The sequence below is a fragment of the Clostridium taeniosporum genome (genome assembly GCF_001735765.2).
GTDB lineage: Bacteria > Bacillota > Clostridia > Clostridiales > Clostridiaceae > Clostridium > Clostridium taeniosporum.
The window spans coordinates 381,403-407,124 of sequence record NZ_CP017253.2 but is presented as its reverse complement, the minus strand read 5'-3'; the positions used below and the strand labels follow the sequence as shown (position 1 = coordinate 407,124).

The following is a 25,722-nucleotide window of genomic DNA, read 5'->3' as shown; positions in this document are numbered from 1 at the left end:
TACAATATAACTTTAAACTAAATTTAAATTATACTATCTTGATATTCTAATAATATCTATTATAATACTATACTATCCCATATTATAGTTAGTCTATATTAATTTAAAATTCTAATTTAATAATTTTAATAAATAATATATATCTATTTATATTATAACGTAAATTATACGTTTTATTTAATTTAAAAATGGTTTTGCCCAATTATCAACATAATCTCCTATACACCATTCGGCCATTATAATTTGATCATTGTGATCCATATTTATTATATCAAGTGGAGCATTATTTATTTTTGAATTCTCAATTTCATATATAAGTAATCCTTTTTCAGTTAAAATTAATGCAATTCTCTCATTTGGTGATGTAAAAGCATCTTTAATATCTGGTAATTCACGTTTCAATGTTTTCCAAGGAATCAATAATGAATCATAATTAACTAATTTTTTATTGTGTTTAAAGTTTAATGTATAATCATAACCACTATCCTCTAATCCATAAGCAGGAGATATCTTGCCAATAACATTCCATTTTCCATTTGCCCTTTTAAGAGAAAAATTACTATAATTTATATAAGAACTATACTTTTGTTTCTCTTCTTCTGAAAAATTATTAACAATATTATCATAAACTTGTTTAAAAACTTTCTTTGCATCATCAGAATATATATCACTTATAACAATTGGTATATTAGATGTTATATTATCTATTGGTAAAACTTCATATTTCCCATATTTGCCAGTAAATTTATTACCTTCATATACTTCAGTAGCTATATAATCATTACCAACAAAATTTATACTTATATATCTATTTTTATCTATATTATCTAAATTTTTATTATCATTATTTATAAAATCCTTATTATTTATAGGATTAGCATTAAAATATTCATAATAATAATCATTTTTTTCTCTGTATTTTTTGTTTATGCTCCAAATTCCATTCATCCGTGGAACTATTAATCCAGATTTTTCTCTTATAGGTTGTAACTTATCATTTTGGAATGAAACATATACAGTCTTATATTCTTCTGTATTATCTTCTTCGTTATTGGATTTTATTCCCAAATATACCCCTACTGGATAATTATAATAGTTAATTAAATTACTATCTATTTTATTATTTTCTTTTTTAATATTACTATCTACAGGCTGATTAATTTGACTAACCAAACTAACATTATACAATGCTCCATTATAAAATATAAAACTTTCTTTATCTGTATTTTTTATGAATTCAAACATTATATTATTATTATAAAATACTGATATAACTTCATAATTATCTTTATTTAAATTCAAATTACCTATGTTATACTTTTCTTCATATGAAATAACATAATCATCCTTAACTAATTTTAATTTATAAGTTATATTTCCATAATCAATATCCTTTAACTTTACATATTCATTACATATTTCAATATCTTCTCCTATTAAAAATTTTCTATTATTAAGTGAATATATATCATTATCTAAAATTTTATAATCATTTATCCGCCAAATTCCTTTAATACTTAAAGAATTATTTTCTGGTGGCTTAATTTTATAAATTTTATTTTGAGTAATATCATTACATCCTATTATAAAAAAAGACATAAGAATAACTAAAATCATATTAATAAATTTTTTCATATATCTATCTCCCTTTTCTCAGGAATTAATATGGTGACTCTAGTCATTTTTCCTTCTTCACTAACTATATCTAAACTTCCATTATGAAGATTAACTATTTCTTCACAAATGGATAGTCCTATACCATTTTTAGATTTTGAATTAGCACCCTTATAAAATTTTTCTTTTACCCTTGGTAAATCATACTCACTTATTCCACACCCATTGTCTTCAACTATGATCTTTAATGCATTATTTTCTTCATTAAAAATAACATTAACAATACCTTTATTATTTACAAATTTAAATGAATTATCTATTAGATTTATTAAAACTTGCGTCATTCTATCTATATCTAACCAGTATATTTTATTTTCTAGATTAGATACCACATTAAAATTAATAGATTCTTTTAATGCTCTAGGAATCATATAACTTTCTATATATTCTATTAATTCCATTATATTTACATATTCTCGTTTTAATTGCATTTTTCCATTTATAAGTCTTGAAAAATCTAGTAATTCTTCCACCATATTAGCTAATCTATCAGTTTCCTTTTCTAATATATTAAACCCTAATTTAAACGTCTCTTCATCAGTATTATTATCTTTAAGAGTTATTACCCATCCCTTTATAGAAGTTAAAGGCGTCCTTAATTCATGGGATACTGATGATATAAAATCATCCTTTAATTGTTCCCTTTTTATAATCTCTTCAGCCATATAATCTAATGTATTAGCAAGTTGGGCAACTTCGCCTTCACCACTAACATTATTTCTAACTCTTAAATTTCCATTAGCCATTTTTTCAGCTATATCAGTTAACCTTTTTATAGGATTTATAATCTTATTAGATAAGATTAAACTAATAATTACTCCTAAAATTAATACAAATATAGATATTAGCATAAAAAGTAAAAATATACTTTTTAATTCATTATTTACTTCTTCTAAAGATATAACGTATCTAATTATTCCTATAACTTTATTATTATTTAAAAGAGGTTGCGAAACAGACATAACTTTATAATCACAGTAATTAACATTTCCAACATAGCTACCACTCTCACCATTAATTGCTTTTTTAACATCTGGCTTTTCATTTAACTTATCATCATTAACTCCTATGGAATCCATTAATAAGTTTCCTTTTTCATCTAGTATTTGAACTTCAGCATTGCTTTTATTCCAAAATGAATCAACATTATCATATATATTCTCAATTAATCTTGATTTATATAAATATTTATTATAAAAATTTGTTGCTATTTCTATTTGATTTCTTAATAAAGTTTCTGCATTATCATAATAATACTTCTTAACAAAAGTTCCCAAAAGAAGATTCATACAAATAACAATAAATAATATTAAAAATAAAAAATTTTTAATTAAAGTGTTTTTAATACTCTTCATTTTATTATCCTTTCCATCTATATCCCTTACCCCATATTGTTTCTATAAATTTAGGTTGTGATGGATTATCCTCAATTTTAGCCCTTAAACGTCTGATGTTAACATCTATTAATTTAGGATCACCAAAATAATTATATCCCCATATTAAATTTAAAAGCTCATCTCTAGAAAATGCTTTATTAGGATTTTTTAAAAATAATTTCATAAGTAAATACTCTTTAGGAGTTACATCTATTTCTAAATTATTTTTAAATAACTTCTGCGAATATAAATCTATTATAAATGGTTCCATTATTAATCTTTCTTCATCCTCTTTTTCTTCATTTTTATTTCCAATTCTTCTTAATATAGCTTTAATTCTAAGAACCAACTCCAATGGATTAAATGGTTTTATTATATAATCATCTGCTCCATATTCTAACCCCATTATTTTATCCATATCTTGAGTACGTGCTGTAAGCATTACAATTCCTATTTTAGGATATCGCTTTCTTAATTCATCACAAACTTTAAAACCATCTATCCCAGGAAGCATAACATCTAAAATTGCTAAATCAATATTGAATTCCTCAGCTGCTTTAAGACCTTCTTCACCTGTTCCTGCTTCTATAACTTCAAAATCATTTCTTTTTAAATTTATTTTAATAAAGCCTCTTATACTCTCTTCATCTTCAACTAAAAGAATCTTTTTCATATAAATACCTCCTATATACATTATACCTATTTATACTTTTCTTATAATAAAAAAGAGACCTTGCAGCCTCTTTATATATTTACTAGTTTATTTTGTAAACTACTTATTCCTTTGAACCCACTAATAACACAACTATTAGCAAAACCTAAGTTATTATACTTCACAAAATATCCGTCACATCTTTGACTTGTTATTTATTTTCATATGTCTTATTTTATACTTCTAAATTCATAACCTTGTTCTCTTAAATAATCTATTACTTGTGGTAAAGCCTTTGCAGTTTCTTGTTTTCCTGCAGCATCATGCATTAATATAACTGCTTTTTCTCTTCCTGAAACACTTTTTTTAACTTCTTCTAATAATTCTGATGCAACTTTAGCTTTTCCTTCTGCATCCTTAGATAAAGAATTCCATTCAATATAATGATATCCACCCTCTTGTAATTTTTCTTTTATTGCATCTTTTCCTTTCCAAGACATTAATCCACCAGGAAATCTAATTGTTTTAGTTACAAAATCTTTTCCTAAAACTTGTCTAAACGTTTCATTATTTTTTTCTATATCACTCATAAAGTTTTCAATACTTACAGTTCTATGTGGATATAAGTAATGATAATCATGTGAATATGTGTGACTAGCAATTGCATGTCCATCTTTTACTGTCTCTTTTAATAATTCTTTAGTTTTATCGCTCTCATTTATAGATTTACCTAATACAAAGAAAGTAGCTTTTACACCTTTCTCTTTTAATACGCTTAAAACTTCTGGTGTTACAGTTTCCGATGGACCATCATCAAAAGTTAAATATGCTACTTTATGACCATTAGCTCCTTCTGGCATTTGACCCAGACTTTGTTGATATAAATACTTCTCTACAAATTCAGCTGAATCTGCATTTGAATCCTCTTTCGCTGTTAAATATCCAGAATTTTCTAATTTAGGTTTTTCTTTAGGTTCTTCTACTGGAACTGCTTCTACTTTATTTTCCGTTGCAACTCCCTTATTATTAAATTCACTTGCATCAGCATTAATATTTTTACTATGAATATATTTAGCAGATAACATTCCTGCTACTACTACTGCTAAAACTATTGAAGAAAATAAAATTATTTTCTTTTTTTTATTCTTTCCGTTACTTCTTCTTCTTCTATAATTAATATTATTACTCATTTATTGTTGACCCCCGCACTTTTCCATTATTAATAGCTTGTCTACTTATTAAGTTCACCAAATTACTACACATACAATTATATAATACATTATTTTTACTTTTGTTACAAAATTATTACATGTATATATAAATAATTTAAGACAACAAAAAAGTGGCTACGCCACACTTTTAGTTGAAAATATATAATTGAAAGTTAAGAATTTTGATTGAAAGTCTTAAGACTTTCTAAAAATATATATTTTAAAGTTCTATACTTTCCTAAACATAAAAAAAAAGCCGATTAAATCGACTTTGAAATATCAAATTGGCTCCGCGAAGAGGACTCGAACCTCCAGCCTATCGGTTAACAGCCGAGTGCTCCACCATTGAGCTATCGCGGAATATTTTGAAAGAATGTTCTTTCAAAATTGCACATAATTTGTATACAATATTTATTGGTCAAGCCCTCGACCTATTAGTATCAGTCAGCTAAATATGTTACCATACTTACACCTCTGACCTATCAACCTTGTAGTCTTCAAGGGGTCTTACTAGCTTACGCTATGGGAAATCTCATCTTGAAGGAGGCTTCACGCTTAGATGCTTTCAGCGTTTATCCCGTCCCGACTTAGCTACCCAGCTATGCTTCTGGCGAAACAACTGGTACACCATAGGTCGGTCCATCCCGGTCCTCTCGTACTAAGGACAGCTCTTCTCAAATTTCCTGCGCCCGCGACGGATAGGGACCGAACTGTCTCACGACGTTCTGAACCCAGCTCGCGTGCCGCTTTAATGGGCGAACAGCCCAACCCTTGGGACCTACTTCAGCCCCAGGATGCGACGAGCCGACATCGAGGTGCCAAACCTCCCCGTCGATGTGAACTCTTGGGGGAGATCAGCCTGTTATCCCCGAGGTAGCTTTTATCCGTTGAGCGATGGCCCTCCCACGAGGTACCACCGGATCACTAAGCCCGACTTTCGTCCCTGCTCGACTTGTAGGTCTCGCAGTCAGGCTCCCTTATGCCTTTGCACTCTACGAACGATTTCCGACCGTTCTGAGGGAACCTTTGGGCGCCTCCGTTACTTTTTAGGAGGCGACCGCCCCAGTCAAACTGCCCACCTAACAATGTCCTGTCACCAGATTCATGGCATCCAGTTAGAATTCCAGTACTATCAGGGTGGTATCCCAAGGATGACTCCATCAAAGCTGACGCTCTGATTTCCCAGTCTCCCACCTATCCTGTACAGACAATACCGAAATTCAATGCTAAGCTACAGTAAAGCTCTACGGGGTCTTTCCGTCCAATCGCGGGTAGCGAGCATCTTCACTCGCACTACAACTTCGCCGGATTTGCAGTTGAGACAGTGCACAAGTCATTACGCCATTCGTGCGGGTCAGAACTTACCTGACAAGGAATTTCGCTACCTTAGGACCGTTATAGTTACGGCCGCCGTTTACTGGGGCTTAAGTTCACACCTTCGCTTACGCTAAGTGTTCCCCTTAACCTTCCAGCACCGGGCAGGCGTCAGCCCCTATACATCAGCTTTCGCTTTAGCAGAGACCTGTGTTTTTGTTAAACAGTTGCTTGTGCCTATTCTCTGCGGCCTGCTCTCGCAGGCACCCCTTCTCCCGAAGTTACGGGGTCAATTTGCCTAGTTCCTTAACTGCAATTCTTCCGCCGGCCTTAGGATTCTCTCCTCACCTACCTGTGTCGGTTTGCGGTACGGGCACTACTTCTCTTTCTAGATGCTTTTCTTGGAAGCATGGAATCAGATACTTCGGTTCCGTAGAACCTTCCCCATCACGCCTCAGGATTGTTAGAACGGATTTGCCTATTCTAACTCCCTAAACGCTTAGACTAGCATCCAATAGCTAGCACATCCTATCCTTCTCCGTCACACCATCGATAATAACGATAATAGTGGTATCGGAATATCAACCGATTGTCCATCGCCTACGCCTTTCGGCCTCAGCTTAGGTCCCGACTAACCCTCAGCGGACGAACCTTCCTGAGGAAACCTTAGGTATTCGGCCTGTAGGATTCTCACCTACATCTCGCTACTAATGCCAACATTCTCACTCGTAATCAGTCCACCGCTCCTTACGGTACGACTTCAGCCCGATTACGACGCTCCTCTACCGCTCACACAAAGTGTGAACCCGTAGCTTCGGTGGTAAGTTTGAGCCCCGGACATTTTCGGCGCAGGATCTCTTGACTAGTGAGCTATTACGCACTCTTTTAATGAGTGGCTGCTTCTAAGCCAACATCCTAGTTGTCTTAGAAATCCCACATCCTTTTCCACTTAACTTACACTTTGGGACCTTAGCTGACGATCTGGGCTGTTTCCCTTTTGACTACGGAACTTATCTTTCGCAGTCTGACTGCCGGACTGATAGTATCTGGTATTCGGAGTTTGATAAGGTTCGGTAAGCGCTATGCCCCCTAGCCCATTCAGTGCTCTACCCCCAGTACTCACATTTTCCGACGCTAGCCCTAAAGCTATTTCGAGGAGAACCAGCTATATCCGAGTTCGATTGGAATTTCTCCGCTATCCACAGCTCATCCCATGCTTTTTCAACAGCAACGTGGTTCGGTCCTCCACGAGGTTTTACCCTCGCTTCAACCTGGCCATGGATAGGTCACCCGGTTTCGGGTCTACAGCATGCAACTAGTCGCCCTATTAAGACTCGGTTTCCCTTCGGCTCCGTACCTTAAGTACTTAACCTTGCTACATACCGTAACTCGTTGGCTCGTTCTACAAAAAGCACATCATCACACACATAAGGTGCTTTGATCGGTTGTAGGCACATGGTTTCAGGTTCTATTTCACTCCCCTCCCGGGGTTCTTTTCACCTTTCCCTCACGGTACTGCTTCACTATCGGTCATCAGGTAGTATTTAGCCTTGGGAGGTGGTCCTCCCTGCTTCCCACAAGGTTTCACGTGTCTCGTGGTACTCTGGATCAGAACTTGATTGTTATAACTTTTACTTACAGGACTATTACCTCCTACGGTCCAACTTTCCAGTTGTGTTCGGTTAATTACAACTTCTCGTTAATGTTCTGTCCGCAACCCCAAAGATAAATCTTTGGTTTGGGCTCTTTCCCTTTCGCTCGCCGCTACTAAGAAAATCGATTTTTCTTTCTCTTCCTCCAGGTACTTAGATGTTTCAGTTCCCTGGGTTTACCTTCATAAAGCTATGTATTCACTTTACGATACATGGGGTTTCCCATGTGAGTTTCCTCATTCGGACATCTCCGGATCTCTGGCTATGTGCGCCTACCCGAAGCTTATCGCAGCTTATCACGTCCTTCATCGGCTCCTGATGCCAAGGCATTCACCATGCGCCCTTTGTAGCTTGACCTTTTACTCATTTATTGTCGCTAACTACTTTGTCAACTTCATATTTTATGTACTCACGTATCACAATACGCTCCGAGCATAAAATATTCGTTTCCTCGTATTTATCGCCACTAAACTTCGTAACATTGTTTTATTTGTTTAAAAACAAAAAAACAATTTGCCAATATTAATTTGAGTAATTATCTAGGTAATTATTTCAATTATTACAAAGAATATATTCTTGGCTTGTTGTATTATATACAATTTATTATGTGCAATTTTCAAAGAACAATGGTGGGCTTAAATGGACTCGAACCATCGACCTCACGCTTATCAGGCGTGCGCTCTAACCAGCTGAGCTATAAGCCCTCAACTTGAAAGACTTAGTCTTTCAAAATTGAACAGAAATCATTAAATAAACCTTCTTAATTAAGTAAGCATTTATTTTAATACTAGTTAAACGTCTTGTTAACTAGATTTCTCCATAGAAAGGAGGTGATCCAGCCGCAGGTTCTCCTACGGCTACCTTGTTACGACTTCACCCCAATCGCTGACCCTACCTTAGGTCGCTGCCTCCCTTACGGGTTAGCTCACGAACTTTGGGTATTGCCAACTCTCATGGTGTGACGGGCGGTGTGTACAAGGCCCGGGAACGTATTCACCGCGACATTCTGATTCGCGATTACTAGCAACTCCAGCTTCATGTAGGCGAGTTTCAGCCTACAATCCGAACTGAGACTGGTTTTAAAGTTTAGCTCCACCTCACGGTATTGCGTCTCTCTGTACCAGCCATTGTAGCACGTGTGTAGCCCTAGACATAAGGGGCATGATGATTTGACGTCATCCCCACCTTCCTCCGCGTTAACCACGGCAGTCTCGCTAGAGTGCTCAACTAAATGGTAGCAACTAACAATAAGGGTTGCGCTCGTTGCGGGACTTAACCCAACATCTCACGACACGAGCTGACGACAACCATGCACCACCTGTCTTCCTGTCGCCGAAGCGACTTCCTCGATTAAGAGTAATTCAGGAGATGTCAAGTCTAGGTAAGGTTCTTCGCGTTGCTTCGAATTAAACCACATGCTCCGCTGCTTGTGCGGGCCCCCGTCAATTCCTTTGAGTTTTAATCTTGCGACCGTACTCCCCAGGCGGAATACTTAATGCGTTAGCGGCGGCACAGAAGCCATGACAGCTCCTACACCTAGTATTCATCGTTTACGGCGTGGACTACCAGGGTATCTAATCCTGTTCGCTCCCCACGCTTTCGAGCCTCAGTGTCAGTTACAGTCCAGAAAGTCGCCTTCGCCACTGGTGTTCTTCCTAATATCTACGCATTTCACCGCTACACTAGGAATTCCACTTTCCTCTCCTGCACTCTAGATATCCAGTTTGGAATGCAGCACCCAGGTTAAGCCCGAGTATTTCACATCCCACTTAAATATCCACCTACGCTCCCTTTACGCCCAGTAAATCCGGACAACGCTTGCCACCTACGTATTACCGCGGCTGCTGGCACGTAGTTAGCCGTGGCTTCCTCCTTGGGTACCGTCATTATCGTCCCCAAAGACAGAGTTTTACAATCCGAAGACCGTCATCACTCACGCGGCGTTGCTGCATCAGGGTTTCCCCCATTGTGCAATATTCCCCACTGCTGCCTCCCGTAGGAGTCTGGGCCGTGTCTCAGTCCCAATGTGGCCGATCACCCTCTCAGGTCGGCTACGCATCGTTGCCTTGGTAAGCCATTACCTTACCAACTAGCTAATGCGACGCGGGCCCATCTCATAGCGGATTGCTCCTTTTATTGCTGTTTCATGCGAAACTACAATCTTATGAGGTATTAATCTTCCTTTCGGAAGGCTATCCCTCTCTATGAGGCAGGTTGCCCACGTGTTACTCACCCGTCCGCCGCTAATCCACTCCCGAAGGAGCTTCATCGCTCGACTTGCATGTGTTAGGCACGCCGCCAGCGTTCGTCCTGAGCCAGGATCAAACTCTCAATAAAAAGTTTAATCTTGACTTACTTTAAATAAAGAATTGCTGGTTTATTTTAATGTTTCTTCTGTTCAATTTTCAAAGACCAATTTTTTCTTTAGTTGACTTTATTGTCAACTTTTGTTTTAACTTGTCACCCTCAAGCGACTTTATCAGTGTAACATTTAGTTACTTTCTTGTCAACACTTTTTTCAAATGTATCTTTCCAAACATTTAATTCTGTGTTATTTGTTGTCACCTCTTAGCGACGAGATTTATTCTATCATATCGAATAATGTAAATATATATCTGATTGTCTATTTTTTTAGAATATATTTAATTTATTATTATTTATTTTTATTTTCTTAATATTCCTTATAATGATACACTAGGAAAAGTTTTTACCGCTATATTAATAATATATTACACTTCAATATTATTATGTACATATATTAAACAAATATTAAACAAAAATTATATTATTATTATGAACAAAGTGGCTATGTCACACTTTTTAGTTTAGAGTGAATAATTAAGAATTGAGAGTTCTGGTTAAAAGTCTTAAGACTTTCTAAAGATATATATCTTTCTATATTAAAACTTTATATTTACATTCCATTGAATAATTATCCCCTTAACTCTAAACTATTAATTCTTTATTCTCGAATCGCCTACCCACCCTCTCATTTTTAACTAATATTTGCTTTAACTTGATATTTATCAGTTTTTAAAATTTTAAGAATTTTTATAATTGATCTGTACAATAATAAAACCTCTACTTTCTATAAAAAAATAACTTTTAAAGTATTTTCATAAATACGTTAAAAGTTATTTTGCTTAAATATTATAATATTAATTAGTATTTCTTTACTCTATAAAATATAATTATATATTTGTAATACGTTCTCTTAAAGATATCCACAAGCATTTCATTTTTTTTGTTTGTAATTGTTGATAAATTATCTAAATATATTAATAATTCATTTTATAATTAATATTCTAACTAATATAATAATTTAACTTCTCTATAATTAATTTTTATAGTATAAATTAGAAGTCCCTATGTCTATATTCTATTATAAGTATATACTCTTCTTTATTTAATGCTATCTTAATCCACCTTTAATTTATTATTTAAACTATTTTTTTAATTCTATTTATTAAATTTAAATCTATACCTTCTACTAATTCTCACTAATAAGCTTGTTATAAATATATTGTTTTATATATTTATGTAACATATTTTAAATATTTATATTAATAGAATTAAAAATACCAACAGTTTATACTTAATACGAACTATTGGTATTACTATGTTTATGGTACATCTAACAGGATTCGAACCTGCGACGCTTGGATTCGAAGTCCAACGCTCTATCCAGCTGAGCTATAGATGTTTAAATATAATAAAAAAACAACTGATAACAGTTGTTTAAATGGAGCGGATAGTGGGAATCGAACCCACCTTTCTAGCTTGGAAGGCTAGAGTATTACCGATATACGATATCCGCATATTTATCTTGTATTATATTTAAACTGGAGCGGAAGACGGGACTCGAACCCGCAACATCCACCTTGGCAAGGTGGCACTCTACCATTGAGTCACTTCCGCATACTTGGTGCAGATGAAGGGAGTCGAACCCCCACGCCGTAAAGCGCTAGATCCTAAGTCTAGTGCGTCTGCCAATTCCGCCACATCTGCATTTTAAATTTGGTGGCTCACCCGGGAATCGAACCCGGGACACCATGATTAAAAGTCATGTGCTCTACCGACTGAGCTAGTGAACCATATATTGGCTGGGATGGCAGGATTCGAACCTACGCATAATGGAGTCAAAGTCCATTGCCTTACCGCTTGGCGACATCCCATTACATGGGGTGAACGATGGGACTCGAACCCACGACAACCAGTGCCACAAACTGGCGCTCTACCAACTGAACTACGTTCACCATTCTTTTTGGTGCGTTATCAGGGGATCGAACCCGGGACACCCTGATTAAGAGTCAGGTGCTCTACCAACTGAGCTAATAACGCATATTAAATGGAGCGGATAGTGGGAATCGAACCCACCTTTCTAGCTTGGAAGGCTAGAGTATTACCGATATACGATATCCGCATATTTATCTTGTATTATATTTAAACTGGAGCGGAAGACGGGACTCGAACCCGCAACATCCACCTTGGCAAGGTGGCACTCTACCATTGAGTCACTTCCGCATACTTGGTGCAGATGAAGGGAGTCGAACCCCCACGCCGTAAAGCGCTAGATCCTAAGTCTAGTGCGTCTGCCAATTCCGCCACATCTGCATTTTAAATTTGGTGGCTCACCCGGGAATCGAACCCGGGACACCATGATTAAAAGTCATGTGCTCTACCGACTGAGCTAGTGAACCACATATTGGCTGGGATGGCAGGATTCGAACCTACGCATAATGGAGTCAAAGTCCATTGCCTTACCGCTTGGCGACATCCCAATATGGGGTGAACGATGGGACTCGAACCCACGACAACCAGTGCCACAAACTGGCGCTCTACCAACTGAACTACGTTCACCATATGGTGCGTTTTAAGGGATTCGAACCCCTGGCCCACGCCTTAGAAGGGCGTTGCTCTATCCAGCTGAGCTAAAAACGCATATTATTTTTAATGGAGCGGATGATGAGAATCGAACTCACGTAACTAGCTTGGAAGGCTAGGGCTCTACCATTGAGCTACACCCGCATATTTAGTTGTAATTGGTCGGGGTGACAGGGATCGAACCTGCGACCTCATGGTCCCAAACCACGCGCGCTCCCATCTGCGCCACACCCCGAAATTAATGGTGCGTTTTAAGGGATTCGAACCCCTGGCCCACGCCTTAGAAGGGCGTTGCTCTATCCAGCTGAGCTAAAAACGCATATTTTATTTATTTAATCTCTCATTACAACGTTTATTATTTTAATTCATAAGATTTATTCTGTCAAGCACTTTTTTTACTTTTTAAAATTGCTTGCTGAACTTCCCTTGAGAACCCTTATTATTATAAGTTATTCTCATATTTATGTCAAGTGTTTTTTCATTTACCATGTTTTAACTACTCGAACATTCATCAAGAATTATAAGTTAACAATGAATAATGGAGCGGGTGATGAGAATCGAACTCACGTAACTAGCTTGGAAGGCTAGGGCTCTACCATTGAGCTACACCCGCAATATTACATTTAATTGGTCGGGGTGACAGGGATCGAACCTGCGACCTCATGGTCCCAAACCACGCGCGCTCCCATCTGCGCCACACCCCGGAGTCATTGTTGTTATCTCCTGACGACAATGACTATTCTACAATATCTAAATTAATCCGTCAATACTTTTTTAAAAAAAAATATTATATTTTTTGTTGTTTTCTTTAATATTATACTGTTCTGCTTATTTTATACATTAATGTTTTCTAAATAAACACTAGGTTCTATGCCTTTTTCAACCTCTATAAATCCTATATGTCTTCCATTGTTTCTAGGCAATGATATACTGCCTGGATTCATCAATATTACATCATCATATCTTTCTATCATTGAAATATGAGTATGACCAAAAAGACCTATATCAGCATTTAACTCCTTTGTCTTATAATAAATATTATTTAATCCATACTTAACTCCATATAAATCTCCATGAGTAAAAAATATTCTAGTATCCTCTATATTCAAAATCCCTTCCTTAGGATATTTATCACTATAATCACAATTTCCACTTACAATATATACTTCTCCATGAAAATCTTTTAATATTTCCTCAGCATCTTCAATATTGTCTCCTAAATGTATAACCATATCAGCTTTATTTATATTCTTCTTAGCAATATTTATATAATTTTTCATCCTATGAGTATCACTTATTACTGCAATTAACATTCCTTACTCTCCTATTCATCTATAAGATCCTCAATTATATCTCTTAATTTGTTTAATGCTACCCCTCTATGGCTGACCCTATTTTTTTCCTCAGAAGTTAACTCTGCAAAACTTTTCTTCAAAGGTTCATATAAAAATAATGGATCATATCCAAATCCACATTCCCCATATGCTTCATTTAAAATAATACCTTTTACCTCTCCTGTTATTGGATAATATTTTCCCATTTCATCAAACAAAGCAATTTGACATATAAATTTAGCTCTTCTTTCATCACTAGATGCATTTCTTAGTTCTTCTAATAATTTGGCATTATTCTTTTTATCATTTCCATGTTCACCTGCATATCTAGCTGAATATATACCAGGTGCTCCATTTAGATAGTCAACCTGCAAACCTGAATCATCACTTAAAACCAAAAAATTTTTTTCTCCTCTTGCTTTTAATAATTCATATATTTCTTTTGCTTTTTTCTTTGCATTTTCCTCAAAGGTTTTTCCATCTTCAACAACTTCTACATCTATTTCTTCTTCTTTAAGTGATTTTATTTCTATATTTAAATCACTTAGAAGCTCTTTCATTTCTTTTACTTTTTTTAAATTATTGCTTGCTAAAATAAGTTTTTTCATAATTTTAATCATTTCCTCCAGTGCCTATCCAAAGTGAATCCATTTTTAATGATTCTTTTTGAACGTTAATCATTTGCTTTATCCCCTTTTCACCTAAATCTAATAATTCATTTAATTCATTTCTAGTATATGGACTTTCTTCTCCAGTACCTTGAACTTCAACAAAACTTCCTTCATCAGTCATTATTATATTCATATCAACTTTAGCATTTGAATCTTCTTGATAGCATAAATCTAATATTTTTTCGTCATTAACTATACCAACGCTTACAGCAGCAACAAAACTCCTTATTGGATATATTTTAAACGGTTTTATCCTATGTAATCTATTAACTGCATCAACTAATGCTATAAATGCTCCTGAAATAGCTGTAGTTCTTGTACCACCATCAGCTTGAATAACATCACAATCAATCCATAATGTCTTTTCTCCCAATGCTTTTAAATCTACAACTGATCTTAAAGCCCTACCTATAAGTCTTTGTATCTCCATAGTTCTTCCATCTATTTTTAATCTTGCAATATCTCTTACTTTTCTTGTTTCTGTTGATCTCGGAAGCATATTATATTCAGCTGTAATCCATCCTGATCCTTTTCCTTTCATAAATGGAGGAACTTTATCTTCAATTGAAACATTACATAATACTTTTGTATCCCCTACTTCTGTATATACTGATCCTTCTGCATACTTTGTATAATGTCTTGTTACCTTCACGTGTCTTATTTGATCGTTTTTTCTTCCATCACTTCTCAATGAACTCACACTCCATACTCATATATTTCAAATTCTATAATATTTCTAATATATATATATCATTCTATTGTTTTATCTTATTATATATCTTACTATACTTAACTAATATTAACACCTTATTTAAAAGATTTATTTAGCTCCTTTATCAAAAAATTTCACCTTTTATTTAGATTTTATGCACTATTTTTAAATTTATCTCATATTAATTAATAGTATGAGAATTTTTAGAGAGGTGAATTTAATTGAGATATATAGGACCCTTTTTTAGAATGAATAGTCTTTCTCAAAAGGAAATTAGTAATCAGCTTTTTTATTTATCAAAGGAATCAGTAAAAACTATTGTTCTTAATTCAAAATGTGGTCTGCTAATTCCTATTAGAATTTCAAAGAAGTCTTCTTCTACAAATGATATTAGCATATTAAATAATTTTTCTCCACTAATGTGCATATATAAAAAATCATCCCCTATGTTTATACACAATAAAACTTCACGTGGGTTTGATGAATCTACATTAAAAAAAGAAATAAATCCTTCTACAAATGCTTTAATGACTCTATGCTTATTAGAGTTAAGTGACTATTACTCTAATTATGATAAAGATAATAGAAATATTATCTCTTTTGAAAAACCATTTAAATATCTTGCAAAACAACAACTAAAATTTTATTCAGAAAATCTTAGAAATAATGAAGGTGTATTTGTTAATAAAAAAAATATTTCTGACGGAAACTCTAAAGGTTTTAATTTAATTGATAAAAATAATAAATTTAAATTTTCTGATCAAGCTTTTATGATGGCTGCATATTACTTATATTCTTTCTATAATAAATCTGATGCTGATAGTAATGATTATGAACGATTTTCTAATGAAATACTGTATGTATTAAATGATTATAAAGAATCACTTTATGATTTATCATTTGAAGATGATTTAAATATTTTATTATGTTTAAATATTCATTATAAATATTCACATAACCCAATAGCTTATGAGCTTATATTAGATTTAAGTGATTTCTTAATAAATAAATTTATGACAAAGGATTATTATTCAAATTCACTAGAAAATTGTTGTTTATTAGCTATATGTTTAATGGAATCTTATAAACATACAAATATAATATCTTTTAAAGAAATCAATAAAGAAATTAATGATAAATTATTAAGTTTATACGATAATGAAAAAAATATTTTTATTAAATTAACTGACAAAAAAGAAACTAAGTATTCTTGCGTAGAAATTAATCTTTATTTGTTATCTTTAATGGTTTATGCCAAAGAAGAAGATAAAATTTCAGAATTAAAACCAATTATATCTAACATATATAGAAAATTTTATATAAATAATGATTTATTAACAAGTTGGCCTGAAGCTCCAACTTTAGATGAAGTAGAAAGATATAAGAAATTAAGCTTAAAATCTGATGATATGTTAGATGAAACTTATTTTAGAATGCCTAATTTACCATCTCCTGAAAGTACTGGTTTAGCACCTATATTTGTTAAATATTTAAATTACTCTAGAAAAAAAGATTGTTTTACAGTACGTAAAGTATATTTTGATTCAAATAAAAATATGTTTTCTTTCCTATTATTTATATATTTTCTTAAAGAAGATGTACAAAAAGAAATGGGATTTAATAAAGAAAATAATAGTTTAGATTTAGATACTTGTAGAACTACTTCTGATATTAATGATAATGTTGATAATAACAATGTCTCTAGCGATGATATTAATAATTCAAACCAAATCAATAATGCAAATATAATTAATGATGCTGATAATACTAAATCTGAAATTGCTAGTATTAACAATAATAACAAACAACTGAATTCAAGTAATGATAAACAATCAAGTAAAGAAATTATCATAGCTAAAAAATCAACAAATGATATTAACAAAACCTTAAATTCGTCAGATAATAAATCAAAAAAATCTATCAGAGATAAATCTAGCAATAAGAAAATTTAATTTTATATTGTAAAATATATAAGGCTACATCATTGTTGACGTAGCCTTAAACTATTATATATATATATATATCAATTTATAATAGTTGAAAAATCTATGTTTCCATTACCATCCATCTTAATACTAGACACCTTTCTAGAAAAAGCTATATTTTCATTATAAAATATCAAAGGCACTATTCTGTACTCTCTAAAAAGTTTATTTTCTATACTTAGATATTCTTCATCATTATTATTGCTAGATAGTAAAGTTTCTTTTTCACTTTCGCTCATATAATTAATAAATTTCTTATAAAATTTGTCTTTATTTAATATATTAGCTTCATTATTAAACAATATCATGTCATATCTTCTTTGTAACTCTTCATCATTAAATTCATCTTCCTTTAATAAGCTATATTTTATAAATATTCTTGTATTTTCTCTAAACCACTTTTCTATAATCCTACACAGTTCTCTATTCATAGTATTATCTTTACATAATATTGTAAGTACTTTGGGTGGAGACCACTCTTCTTGCTTATTACTTATCACTTTTCTTGTTTGTAATTTAGTTAAATCGTCTTTATCTTCTCTAAAATAACTTCCTTCTGCTAACTCAAAAGATTTATCATTTGATATCAAATAATTTTCCATAGATTTAGATATATATTTATATATCTCTCTTCTACCTTGTAAAGAAATATTGTTACTATCATTTATATATAAATAAACCCCTTCATTTTTAGGAATAGTTATTAAATTACCATCATTACTTAGCTTATTTAATTGACTTTGTGGTGGATCTACAACTAAATCTCTTTCTCCAACCTCAAATGATGCCATAGATAGCTCCACATTGCTATCATTTATTAAATTTATAACTTTTTTATTATCACTATCATAATTAGATTCTAGCGTAACCTTATCATTTTCAAATAATGTTATTTTATATTCACCACTATATACTAACTCATTGTAATTTTTCTTCATATTTTCCCACATTATCAGATATTTTCTTAATCTATATTGAGGTTTAGTTAACTCATCTAAAAATTTATCATTCTTCGAATTAAGCCTTATAATAACACTGTTATCTTTTGATTTAATAGCAACCCCCTTCTCAAATGTAGTTTTTCCTTCTCTAAATTCTTTTGCACCATATACATCTAATAATGCACTTATATTTTTTTCATCTTCTTCTTTTAATAATTCTCTAAAAAAAACTACTATATCATTTGAAGTTATTTTACTTCCATCACTCCAATATATATTATCATTTATTTTAAATTCATATTCTATTTCATCTTCACTTTTAATTATTTCTTTAGCTAAAGAAGGTACAATATTATTATCTATATTCTTTGAAACTAATCCTCTGCTAACTGCACAAATTATATCTTGATCTCTTTTAGATAAATTAGTAATATTTTTTAAATTATCAGATATATTTTCTAATCCATAATTAATGACATTATCTGTTTTTTTGTCTATTGAAACAGTATCAATCTCTATGAATCCTAATAAAAAAGCACCTATGATAAAAATTAAAGATATAGGTAGCAAGTATTTTTTCAATATTAATACCCTCCTTATTATCATACTAAACATAATTAAAGTATTAACATTTTATTTAATTTGTAATCAGTAAGTTTTATAATTATTTTTATTATCTTCAATAAAAATATAAAATAAATCCTTGCATTAAAATAAAATTATTACAATAATATAAATGTACATATATATTTAAAATATTTATTTTAGATATGGTATAATATTAGCATATTTTATTGGAGGTTTTTAAAATGGAATTTTTAACAGCTACTTTTCTAATAGTTGCAATATTATTTATGTTAGTTTTTATGTTCATAGGAATATGGTTGTTTATAGTCGCACTAAAATCACATAAACAATTAAGATATCAAAACTATATATTAGAAAAGATTTGTCAAAAAATAAATACATTATCTGATAAAATGTATTTAAGTGAAACTCAAAATGATAATTTAGATTACTCAAGAGATGAAATCGATTCAGATAATTCCTATGAAGATATTAGTAATGATAATATATCAGGCTTTGATAATTCTAATGAATTAACCTAAAAAACTACCATGAAATTAAATTTCATGGTAGTTTTTATATTATTATCTTTTTCTAATTATTCATCAACTAATTTTATTATAAAATTTTCTATTTTACTAAATTAACTATAAAAAATATTAACGAAATAGATATCATAAAACTAAAAGCAGAATATATCATTCTTTTTCTACCAGTTTCATTAAGTATAAATCTAATTGTAAGCACTAGCATAGTTATACATATTCCCAATTGAACAGGTAAATATGAGTAAAAAACTTGATCGACATAATAAAATTGATAACTAGTTAAAAAAGTACATACTATTAATATACTAGTTATAAACCCACATATTAATGTTAACCAATTTACAAGTGCTTTCATTAATTTTCACTTCCTAACATTTTTTCAAATTCCTCTTCTGAAATAACTTTAACTCCTAATTCTTGTGCTTTAGTTAACTTTGAACCAGCTGATTCACCAGCTATAACATAATCAGTTTTTTTACTTACACTACCTGAAACTTTAGCACCTAAGTTTTCTAGTTTAGCTTTTATTTCAGATCTAGAATAGCTGTTAAGCGTACCAGTGGCAACTACGGTTTTTCCTTTAAAAATGCTCTCTACTATTTTTACTTCATCAAATTCTGGATTTACTCCTAAACTTAATAACTCATCAATAGTATTTATTACTTTTTCCTCTTTAAAGAATTCAATTATATCCTGTGCAACTACATCTCCAACATCTTGAACTGAAACTAAATCATCAAATTTAGCATTCTTTAATCCTTCTAAAGATTTGAATTTGTTAACAATATCTTTAGCAGTTTTTACTCCAACATTTGGAATACCTAAAGCATATATAAATGAATACAACTTACATTCTTTACTATTCTCAATTGCATTTAATAAATTTTCAGCCTTTTTATCTCCAAACTTTTCTAATGTTATTAAATCTTCTTTTCTTAATTTATATAAGTCTGATATAGACTTAATATTTAACTTTTCAAACAACTGTTCTGCTGTCTTTTCAGAAAACCCAGCTATATTCATAGCATTTCTTGAAGCATAATGAACTATAGTTTTAACTAATTGTGGCTTACAAGAAAGTGTATTTTCACAGAAATAATGTGCACCATTTAAAACCACATGACTTCCACATGCTGGACATTTAGTCGGTGGTGTTATTTCTTCAGAATTTTCCAATGTATTTTCTACAGTTCCCATTATTTCAGGTATAACATCATTTGATCTTCTTACAAATACATCTGCTCCAATTCTAACACCTTTTCTCTTTATATCATCCATATTATTAAGCGTTGCTCTTTTAACAGTTACACCTGCTAATTCTACTGGCTCCAATATTGCTGTCGGTCCTATTCTACCACTTCTTCCAACATTCCATTCAACATCTAAAAGTTTTGTTGTAGCTTCCTGAGCTTCAAACTTATATGCTATTGCCCACTTAGGGAATTTAACAGTATATCCCATCAATTCTCTAGTTTTAATATCATCTATAGCTAATACTAAACCATCAATATCATAATTTAAATCAAATCTTATTTTTTCTATATACTCTATTTCTTTTTTTATATCTTCAATAGACGTGCATACTTTTAAATAATCATCAATTGGCAAACCCTTTTCTTTTATAAAGTCCATCATTTCTAAATAAGTTTTAAACTGATTTCCTTCTTTATAACCAACATCATAAAAAAACGCTGACAAATTCCTTCGTGCAGTTTCTTTTACATTAAGATTTCTAAGTGCACCAGCTGCTCCATTTCTTAAATTCTTTAATGGAATTTGTGAAGAGGCATTATATTTTTCAAATGCTTCTTGAGTCATAATAGCTTCCCCATGAACTTCAAATAAATCATCATTTTCTTGAAGTTTTAATGGTATAGATTTAATAGTTTTTACTTGAGATGTTACATTTTCTCCTATTTCGCCATTTCCTCTAGTAGCACCTGTTTCAATTAAGCCTTCCTTATTATAAGTTAAGTTAACTGTTAATCCATCAAACTTTTTAGTAGCTATATATTTTAAATCTGGTAAATCTTCACCTTTAGCTCGCATTTCATTTACAAATTTAACATTTCTATTATGCCAGTCTTTTATTTCATCTAAACTTTGAGCTTTATCTAAACTCCAAAGTTTACCCTTATGAGTATATTTTTTAAAACCATCTAAAATAATATCACCAATTCTTAATGTAGGTGAATACGGTAGTATAAAATTAGTCTCTTGCTCTAAAGCTTTAAGTTCATCATATTCTTTATCATAATCCTTATCACTTATAGATGGATTATCTAATACATAGTAATCATATGAATATCTATTTAATTTTTCAACAAGTTCTTTTATTCTTTCTATCTTATCCACTACTATCTCTCCATATCATAAACCGATAATTTTTTTATAAATCTACATATTAATATATATTTAAAATTATAAACTAAAATTAAAATTTAAATACCTTTTAATTTAGCAAATGACAACATTAGATTTTTAACTCCTTGCTTATCAAAAGCAATAGTTAGTTTCTTGTCATTTCCAGTATCTTGAACACTAACTATTGTTCCTACTCCAAATTTTTCATGTTGTATTTTTCTACCTAAAGTAACCTCATCAACGCTCAAATAATCAGAATCATTATTACTTACAAAATTGTTAGATTGAGAAACATCCCTTTTTATTGTACTTCTTAAACTATGAGGATTATTATATCGATTATTTCTTTGTCCCTTAATACTAGAACTATTTCCTGAGCCAATTCTATTTCCACTTACATATTCCTTAAGTTCTGGTTTTATTTCATTAATAAAATCTGATTGAGGATATGCAACTGTTCTACCAAATACTCTTCTAACCTCAGCTGATGTCATAAACAATGTTTCTTTTGCTCTTGTTATACCTACATAACATAATCTTCGTGACTCTTCCATCTCAGATTCTTTTTCAAACGACATATTTCCCGGGAAAATTCCATTTTCCATTCCAACCATAAATACAACTGGAAATTCAAGACCTTTTGCACTATGAACTGTCATTAATACAATAGTGTCCTCTTCTTCCTCAATCTTATCTGTATCTTGAACTAGTGATACTTTTTCCAAATAAGCTGCTAAAGATTTATCTTCATTATTCTTTTCAAAATCAACTGCATCTGAAACTAATTCCTTTAAATTTTCAATTCTACTTTTATCTTCAATTTCCTTTGATGATTCTAGTTGTTTTAAATAACCAGTATCCTTAAGGATTGTTTCTATTAATACAGATACAGGGGCTGTTTCACTAAGATTCATGAATTCGTCCATTAAATTTGTAAAGTTTTCTATGTTATTAGCATTCCTAGGTGTTAGTGTTGGAATAGTTCTAACTTCCATTAAAGCATCCCATATATCTAATTCAAAATTATTAGCAAATTCTTGAACCTTCGATACAGTAGCATCACCTATACTTCTTTTCGGTACATTTATTATTCTCTTTAAGCTAACATCATCTCTAGGATTAATTATAGATTTAAGATATGCTAAAATATCTTTAATTTCTTTTCTATCATAGAATCTTGTTCCACCTATAATTTTATATGGAATTCCTCTTCTTCTTAAGCTTTCTTCGAATATACGTGACTGAGCATTTGTTCTATATAATATTGCGAAATCTTTGTACTCTTTATTTTCCTTAGATTTAATATCTACTATTTGTTTACTAACAAAATCTCCTTCATCACTATCTGAAAATGCCCTATAAACCTTTATTTTATTTCCTGGTTCTTGCTGAGTTCTAAGTACCTTACTTTTTCTATTTGCATTATTCACAATTACAACATTTGCTGCATCTAATATATTACTTTTTGATCTATAATTTTGTTCTAATTTTATTACCTTAGCATCAGGATAATCTTTTTCAAAATCTAATATATTTTGAATATCTGCACCTCTCCATTGATAGATACAATTATGAACTACAATATTATTTGCTATATAATTTCTAGCATTATCTACATTTAAATCATATACAAATCCATCATAATTCTCTCTTTCAATAGATACTACAATATCTTCCGTTATCATTCCATTATTTTCTATTGAAATTGCCATTCCTTCTCTAAAACTTCCAATCGGCATAAATAAAAAGCTTTTACTTTCTGTTAATCTTGCTTTTTTTAATATATCAAAATTTTCTTCAACTTGCTCTAAATTCTTAGCAAATTCTTCTGCATCATCATATAAAGCTCTTTCAGTTTCTACTCTATATGTATTTCTTTCACCATTTCTAACATTAAATCCAGCTTCTATAAATTTATTTTTTGTTTCATCACCAGATGAATTAAGTCCTATTCTATGAGAATATAAACCTCTTTGTACTGACTTTTTTCCTCCAAAAAAAGTAATATTAATTCTCTTTCGTATTGAATCTCCTCTTATTACCGCATTGCTTAAATGATGAGGATATTCTTTATATAAATATTCTTCCTCCATTAATCTTTCAGCAGCACTTACTGTATCAATTTCTTTAAACATATTCTCTATATGTTCTTGAGATATTGCTAAATTTCTTCCTCTTGAATTAAACACAATAGTTGGTATTCCATATTTTACAGAATAATATTGTTCATAATAAGTTGCATCACCTTTTGAACTACAAACTTTTATAATCCATATCTTATCTGCCTGTTCTCCATTTAATCTAACTGCTAAACCACTAGCTTCTCTTTCATCCCTAGATCTTATAGATGACGTTTGACCAATTCTATAACCAAAATCCTTTTTATACATTAAATAAACATAATATTTATCTTCTTCCAATAATACTTTTCCAAATGAAATATGATTAGGTGTAGATTTTATTACTTTATTACTTTTTGTAGTAATTTTTATTATTTCTCCACAATACTTCTTTTTACTTATATTACTTATAGGTAATATTCCCATTTCTCCATTACCACATGATACTTTAACTTTATCATTAGAAGTTAATTTTTCTATAGGAACTTTTTTACCTTCAGTAGATATTAAGGTACCTTCAACTAGACATTGATCATCATCCCCTACAACACATATATTCTTATATTTAGATGCCAATAATCTAATTAATTCATACTGAGCTCCATTTGTATCTTGATACTCATCTACCATAATATATTTAAATTTATTTTGATAAAAATCCAATACTTCTGGATTAGATTTAAAAAGCTCAACAGTCTTAAATATTAAATCATCAAAATCTAATGCATTATTCTCTTTTAATCTCTTTTGATACATTTCGTATGCTTCTGCAATTTTCTTTTCTCTAAAATTAGATTCATTTTGCCTCATAAAACTTTGAGCACTTTGCATACTATCTTTTGCTTTTCCAATTTTACTTAATATCTCTTGGTCAGATATATCTTTTTCATTAATATTTAAAAGTTTCATACACTCTTTTACTAATACTTTTTGATCAGATGTATCATATATTGTAAAGTTACTATTATAACCAATCTTATCTATTTCTCTTCTTAGAATTCTTACACAAGTTGAATGAAATGTAGATATCCACATATTTTCTGCTTTATTACCAATTAATGATATAACTCTATCCTTCATTTCTTTAGCTGCTTTATTGGTAAATGTAATAGCTAATATATTGTATGGTTGTATTCCAATATCTTCTATCATATGTGCCATTCTATAAGTTAATACTCTTGTTTTTCCTGATCCTGCTCCAGCTAATATTAACAATTGTCCATCTATATTAGTGGCACCTTCATATTGTTCTTTATTAAGCAATGATTTTAACTCCATTTGGTTAACCTGCTCCTTTCTTAATCTCTAAATATTATAACATAGCAAAACTATTAATAATATTTAACTTTTATATGCTGATTAATGTTTATATTCAGCGATTACTATTTAATTATTTTATGTAAAATTATACACCTTTTTATTATCTCCTATTCTTTAATATAAAACCAACCTAAAAATGAATTAATTCATTCATTTTTAAATTTTAATGAATGAATTAATTCATTTGTATATTTCATATTTAAATTATAGAATTTTTCTATATCTCATAGATATTAATAAATTTACACCTATAGTAAACATTTTCATTTATTAAACAAAAAAAACGCAACCCTTGGGGCTAGGTTGCGCTTTAGCAATAAGCAATAAGCAATAAATAAAAAGGGGGCTATATAATTCCTTTTATTTATCCTTGCAAAATTATTATAGGATATTCTAT

The 25,722-nt window shown here is 31.2% G+C and carries 13 protein-coding genes, 22 tRNA genes and 2 rRNA genes; 2 read left to right on the top strand and 35 right to left on the bottom strand.

Going from position 1 to position 25,722, the window contains the following annotated elements; all coding sequences use genetic code 11:
• Positions 1 to 177 precede the first annotated feature (177 nt).
• The 31 genes from BGI42_RS02025 to rph form a co-directional block, all read right to left on the bottom strand.
• Entirely contained in the window at positions 178 to 1,635 is a 1,458-nt protein-coding gene (locus BGI42_RS02025; protein WP_069678718.1) for a hypothetical protein, read from the bottom strand.
• Entirely contained in the window at positions 1,632 to 3,029 is a 1,398-nt protein-coding gene (locus tag BGI42_RS02020) for a sensor histidine kinase (RefSeq protein ID WP_069678717.1), read from the bottom strand. The genes BGI42_RS02025 and BGI42_RS02020 overlap by 4 nt, the downstream gene beginning before the upstream one ends.
• A gap of 4 nt (positions 3,030 to 3,033) precedes the next feature.
• Positions 3,034 to 3,723 (bottom strand): response regulator transcription factor, encoded by a 690-nt coding sequence (locus BGI42_RS02015; RefSeq protein ID WP_069678716.1) that lies wholly within the window; start codon positions 3,721 to 3,723, stop codon positions 3,034 to 3,036.
• A 209-nt stretch (positions 3,724 to 3,932) separates the two neighbouring features.
• A complete protein-coding gene (locus BGI42_RS02010) occupies positions 3,933 to 4,892 on the bottom strand; it encodes a polysaccharide deacetylase family protein (RefSeq protein WP_069678715.1) in 960 nt (319 codons plus the stop codon).
• A gap of 306 nt (positions 4,893 to 5,198) precedes the next feature.
• Positions 5,199 to 5,273: transfer RNA gene (locus tag BGI42_RS02005), tRNA-Asn, on the bottom strand.
• 54 nt (positions 5,274 to 5,327) lie between these two features.
• Positions 5,328 to 8,236: ribosomal RNA gene (locus tag BGI42_RS02000) — 23S ribosomal RNA — on the bottom strand.
• A gap of 270 nt (positions 8,237 to 8,506) precedes the next feature.
• Positions 8,507 to 8,583: transfer RNA gene (locus tag BGI42_RS01995), tRNA-Ile, on the bottom strand.
• A gap of 119 nt (positions 8,584 to 8,702) precedes the next feature.
• A 16S ribosomal RNA gene (locus BGI42_RS01990) occupies positions 8,703 to 10,216 on the bottom strand.
• The 16S and 23S rRNA genes sit together here with 2 tRNA genes alongside, the layout of an rRNA operon.
• 1,289 nt (positions 10,217 to 11,505) lie before the next feature.
• A tRNA-Arg gene (locus tag BGI42_RS01985) sits at positions 11,506 to 11,582 on the bottom strand.
• A 40-nt stretch (positions 11,583 to 11,622) separates the two neighbouring features.
• A tRNA-Gly gene (locus BGI42_RS01980) sits at positions 11,623 to 11,696 on the bottom strand.
• A gap of 26 nt (positions 11,697 to 11,722) precedes the next feature.
• A tRNA-Gly gene (locus tag BGI42_RS01975) sits at positions 11,723 to 11,797 on the bottom strand.
• A 5-nt stretch (positions 11,798 to 11,802) separates the two neighbouring features.
• Positions 11,803 to 11,887: transfer RNA gene (locus tag BGI42_RS01970), tRNA-Leu, on the bottom strand.
• A gap of 10 nt (positions 11,888 to 11,897) precedes the next feature.
• Positions 11,898 to 11,973: transfer RNA gene (locus BGI42_RS01965), tRNA-Lys, on the bottom strand.
• A 6-nt stretch (positions 11,974 to 11,979) separates the two neighbouring features.
• Positions 11,980 to 12,054, bottom strand: a tRNA-Gln gene (locus tag BGI42_RS01960).
• Between the two features lie 5 nt (positions 12,055 to 12,059).
• Positions 12,060 to 12,135: transfer RNA gene (locus BGI42_RS01955), tRNA-His, on the bottom strand.
• Positions 12,136 to 12,144: 9 nt separating this feature from the next.
• A tRNA-Lys gene (locus BGI42_RS01950) sits at positions 12,145 to 12,220 on the bottom strand.
• 8 nt (positions 12,221 to 12,228) lie between these two features.
• Positions 12,229 to 12,302 (bottom strand) — tRNA-Gly (locus tag BGI42_RS01945).
• Positions 12,303 to 12,328: 26 nt separating this feature from the next.
• Positions 12,329 to 12,403, bottom strand: a tRNA-Gly gene (locus tag BGI42_RS01940).
• Between the two features lie 5 nt (positions 12,404 to 12,408).
• A tRNA-Leu gene (locus BGI42_RS01935) sits at positions 12,409 to 12,493 on the bottom strand.
• Positions 12,494 to 12,503: 10 nt separating this feature from the next.
• Positions 12,504 to 12,579, bottom strand: a tRNA-Lys gene (locus BGI42_RS01930).
• Between the two features lie 6 nt (positions 12,580 to 12,585).
• Positions 12,586 to 12,660, bottom strand: a tRNA-Gln gene (locus tag BGI42_RS01925).
• A 3-nt stretch (positions 12,661 to 12,663) separates the two neighbouring features.
• Positions 12,664 to 12,739: transfer RNA gene (locus BGI42_RS01920), tRNA-His, on the bottom strand.
• A 4-nt stretch (positions 12,740 to 12,743) separates the two neighbouring features.
• A tRNA-Arg gene (locus BGI42_RS01915) sits at positions 12,744 to 12,820 on the bottom strand.
• Between the two features lie 13 nt (positions 12,821 to 12,833).
• Positions 12,834 to 12,907, bottom strand: a tRNA-Gly gene (locus tag BGI42_RS01910).
• A gap of 15 nt (positions 12,908 to 12,922) precedes the next feature.
• Positions 12,923 to 12,998, bottom strand: a tRNA-Pro gene (locus tag BGI42_RS01905).
• Between the two features lie 7 nt (positions 12,999 to 13,005).
• A tRNA-Arg gene (locus tag BGI42_RS01900) sits at positions 13,006 to 13,082 on the bottom strand.
• Positions 13,083 to 13,302: 220 nt separating this feature from the next.
• Positions 13,303 to 13,376, bottom strand: a tRNA-Gly gene (locus BGI42_RS01895).
• Between the two features lie 15 nt (positions 13,377 to 13,391).
• Positions 13,392 to 13,467, bottom strand: a tRNA-Pro gene (locus BGI42_RS01890).
• A gap of 129 nt (positions 13,468 to 13,596) precedes the next feature.
• Positions 13,597 to 14,076, bottom strand: coding sequence for a YfcE family phosphodiesterase (locus BGI42_RS01885; RefSeq protein WP_069678714.1), 480 nt, complete (start codon positions 14,074 to 14,076; stop codon positions 13,597 to 13,599).
• A gap of 11 nt (positions 14,077 to 14,087) precedes the next feature.
• Positions 14,088 to 14,705, bottom strand: coding sequence for an XTP/dITP diphosphatase (locus tag BGI42_RS01880; RefSeq protein WP_069681011.1), 618 nt, complete (start codon positions 14,703 to 14,705; stop codon positions 14,088 to 14,090).
• Positions 14,706 to 14,709: 4 nt separating this feature from the next.
• A complete protein-coding gene (gene rph / locus BGI42_RS01875) occupies positions 14,710 to 15,459 on the bottom strand; it encodes a ribonuclease PH (RefSeq protein ID WP_069678713.1) in 750 nt (249 codons plus the stop codon).
• A gap of 242 nt (positions 15,460 to 15,701) precedes the next feature.
• On the opposite strand from rph, the gene BGI42_RS01870 reads away from it, so the two are divergent.
• Positions 15,702 to 17,432, top strand: a complete 1,731-nt coding sequence (locus tag BGI42_RS01870; protein ID WP_069678712.1) for a hypothetical protein — start codon at positions 15,702 to 15,704, stop codon at positions 17,430 to 17,432.
• A gap of 71 nt (positions 17,433 to 17,503) precedes the next feature.
• Here the strand turns inward: BGI42_RS01870 and BGI42_RS01865 are convergent, their stop codons facing one another.
• On the bottom strand, positions 17,504 to 18,988 hold the full coding sequence (locus tag BGI42_RS01865; protein ID WP_069678711.1) for an ABC transporter substrate-binding protein: 1,485 nt from the start codon (positions 18,986 to 18,988) through the stop codon (positions 17,504 to 17,506).
• Between the two features lie 227 nt (positions 18,989 to 19,215).
• On the opposite strand from BGI42_RS01865, the gene BGI42_RS01860 reads away from it, so the two are divergent.
• A complete protein-coding gene (locus BGI42_RS01860) occupies positions 19,216 to 19,515 on the top strand; it encodes a hypothetical protein (protein WP_069678710.1) in 300 nt (99 codons plus the stop codon).
• Between the two features lie 88 nt (positions 19,516 to 19,603).
• Here BGI42_RS01860 and BGI42_RS01855 read toward each other — a convergent pair whose 3' ends face one another.
• The 3 genes from BGI42_RS01855 to BGI42_RS01845 form a co-directional block, all read right to left on the bottom strand.
• Positions 19,604 to 19,876 (bottom strand): hypothetical protein, encoded by a 273-nt coding sequence (locus BGI42_RS01855; protein ID WP_069678709.1) that lies wholly within the window; start codon positions 19,874 to 19,876, stop codon positions 19,604 to 19,606.
• Positions 19,876 to 21,876, bottom strand: coding sequence for an NAD-dependent DNA ligase LigA (ligA, locus tag BGI42_RS01850; RefSeq protein WP_069678708.1), 2,001 nt, complete (start codon positions 21,874 to 21,876; stop codon positions 19,876 to 19,878). The genes BGI42_RS01855 and ligA overlap by 1 nt, the downstream gene beginning before the upstream one ends.
• An 86-nt stretch (positions 21,877 to 21,962) precedes the next feature.
• Entirely contained in the window at positions 21,963 to 25,283 is a 3,321-nt protein-coding gene (locus BGI42_RS01845) for a UvrD-helicase domain-containing protein (protein ID WP_069678707.1), read from the bottom strand.
• Positions 25,284 to 25,722: the final 439 nt, after the last annotated feature.

What these genes read in the sequence shown, in the direction of transcription:
- BGI42_RS02025 (WP_069678718.1), bottom strand. Translation starts at nt 1,635, where the DNA reads ATGAAAAAATTTATTAATATGATTTTAGTTATTCTTATGTCTTTTTTT.
- BGI42_RS02020 (WP_069678717.1), bottom strand. Translation starts at nt 3,029, where the DNA reads ATGAAGAGTATTAAAAACACTTTAATTAAAAATTTTTTATTTTTAATA.
- BGI42_RS02015 (WP_069678716.1), bottom strand. Translation starts at nt 3,723, where the DNA reads ATGAAAAAGATTCTTTTAGTTGAAGATGAAGAGAGTATAAGAGGCTTT.
- BGI42_RS02010 (WP_069678715.1), bottom strand. Translation starts at nt 4,892, where the DNA reads ATGAGTAATAATATTAATTATAGAAGAAGAAGAAGTAACGGAAAGAAT.
- BGI42_RS01885 (WP_069678714.1), bottom strand. Translation starts at nt 14,076, where the DNA reads ATGTTAATTGCAGTAATAAGTGATACTCATAGGATGAAAAATTATATA.
- BGI42_RS01880 (WP_069681011.1), bottom strand. Translation starts at nt 14,705, where the DNA reads ATGAAAAAACTTATTTTAGCAAGCAATAATTTAAAAAAAGTAAAAGAA.
- BGI42_RS01860 (WP_069678710.1), top strand. Translation starts at nt 19,216, where the DNA reads ATGGAATTTTTAACAGCTACTTTTCTAATAGTTGCAATATTATTTATG.
- BGI42_RS01855 (WP_069678709.1), bottom strand. Translation starts at nt 19,876, where the DNA reads ATGAAAGCACTTGTAAATTGGTTAACATTAATATGTGGGTTTATAACT.
- BGI42_RS01845 (WP_069678707.1), bottom strand. Translation starts at nt 25,283, where the DNA reads ATGGAGTTAAAATCATTGCTTAATAAAGAACAATATGAAGGTGCCACT.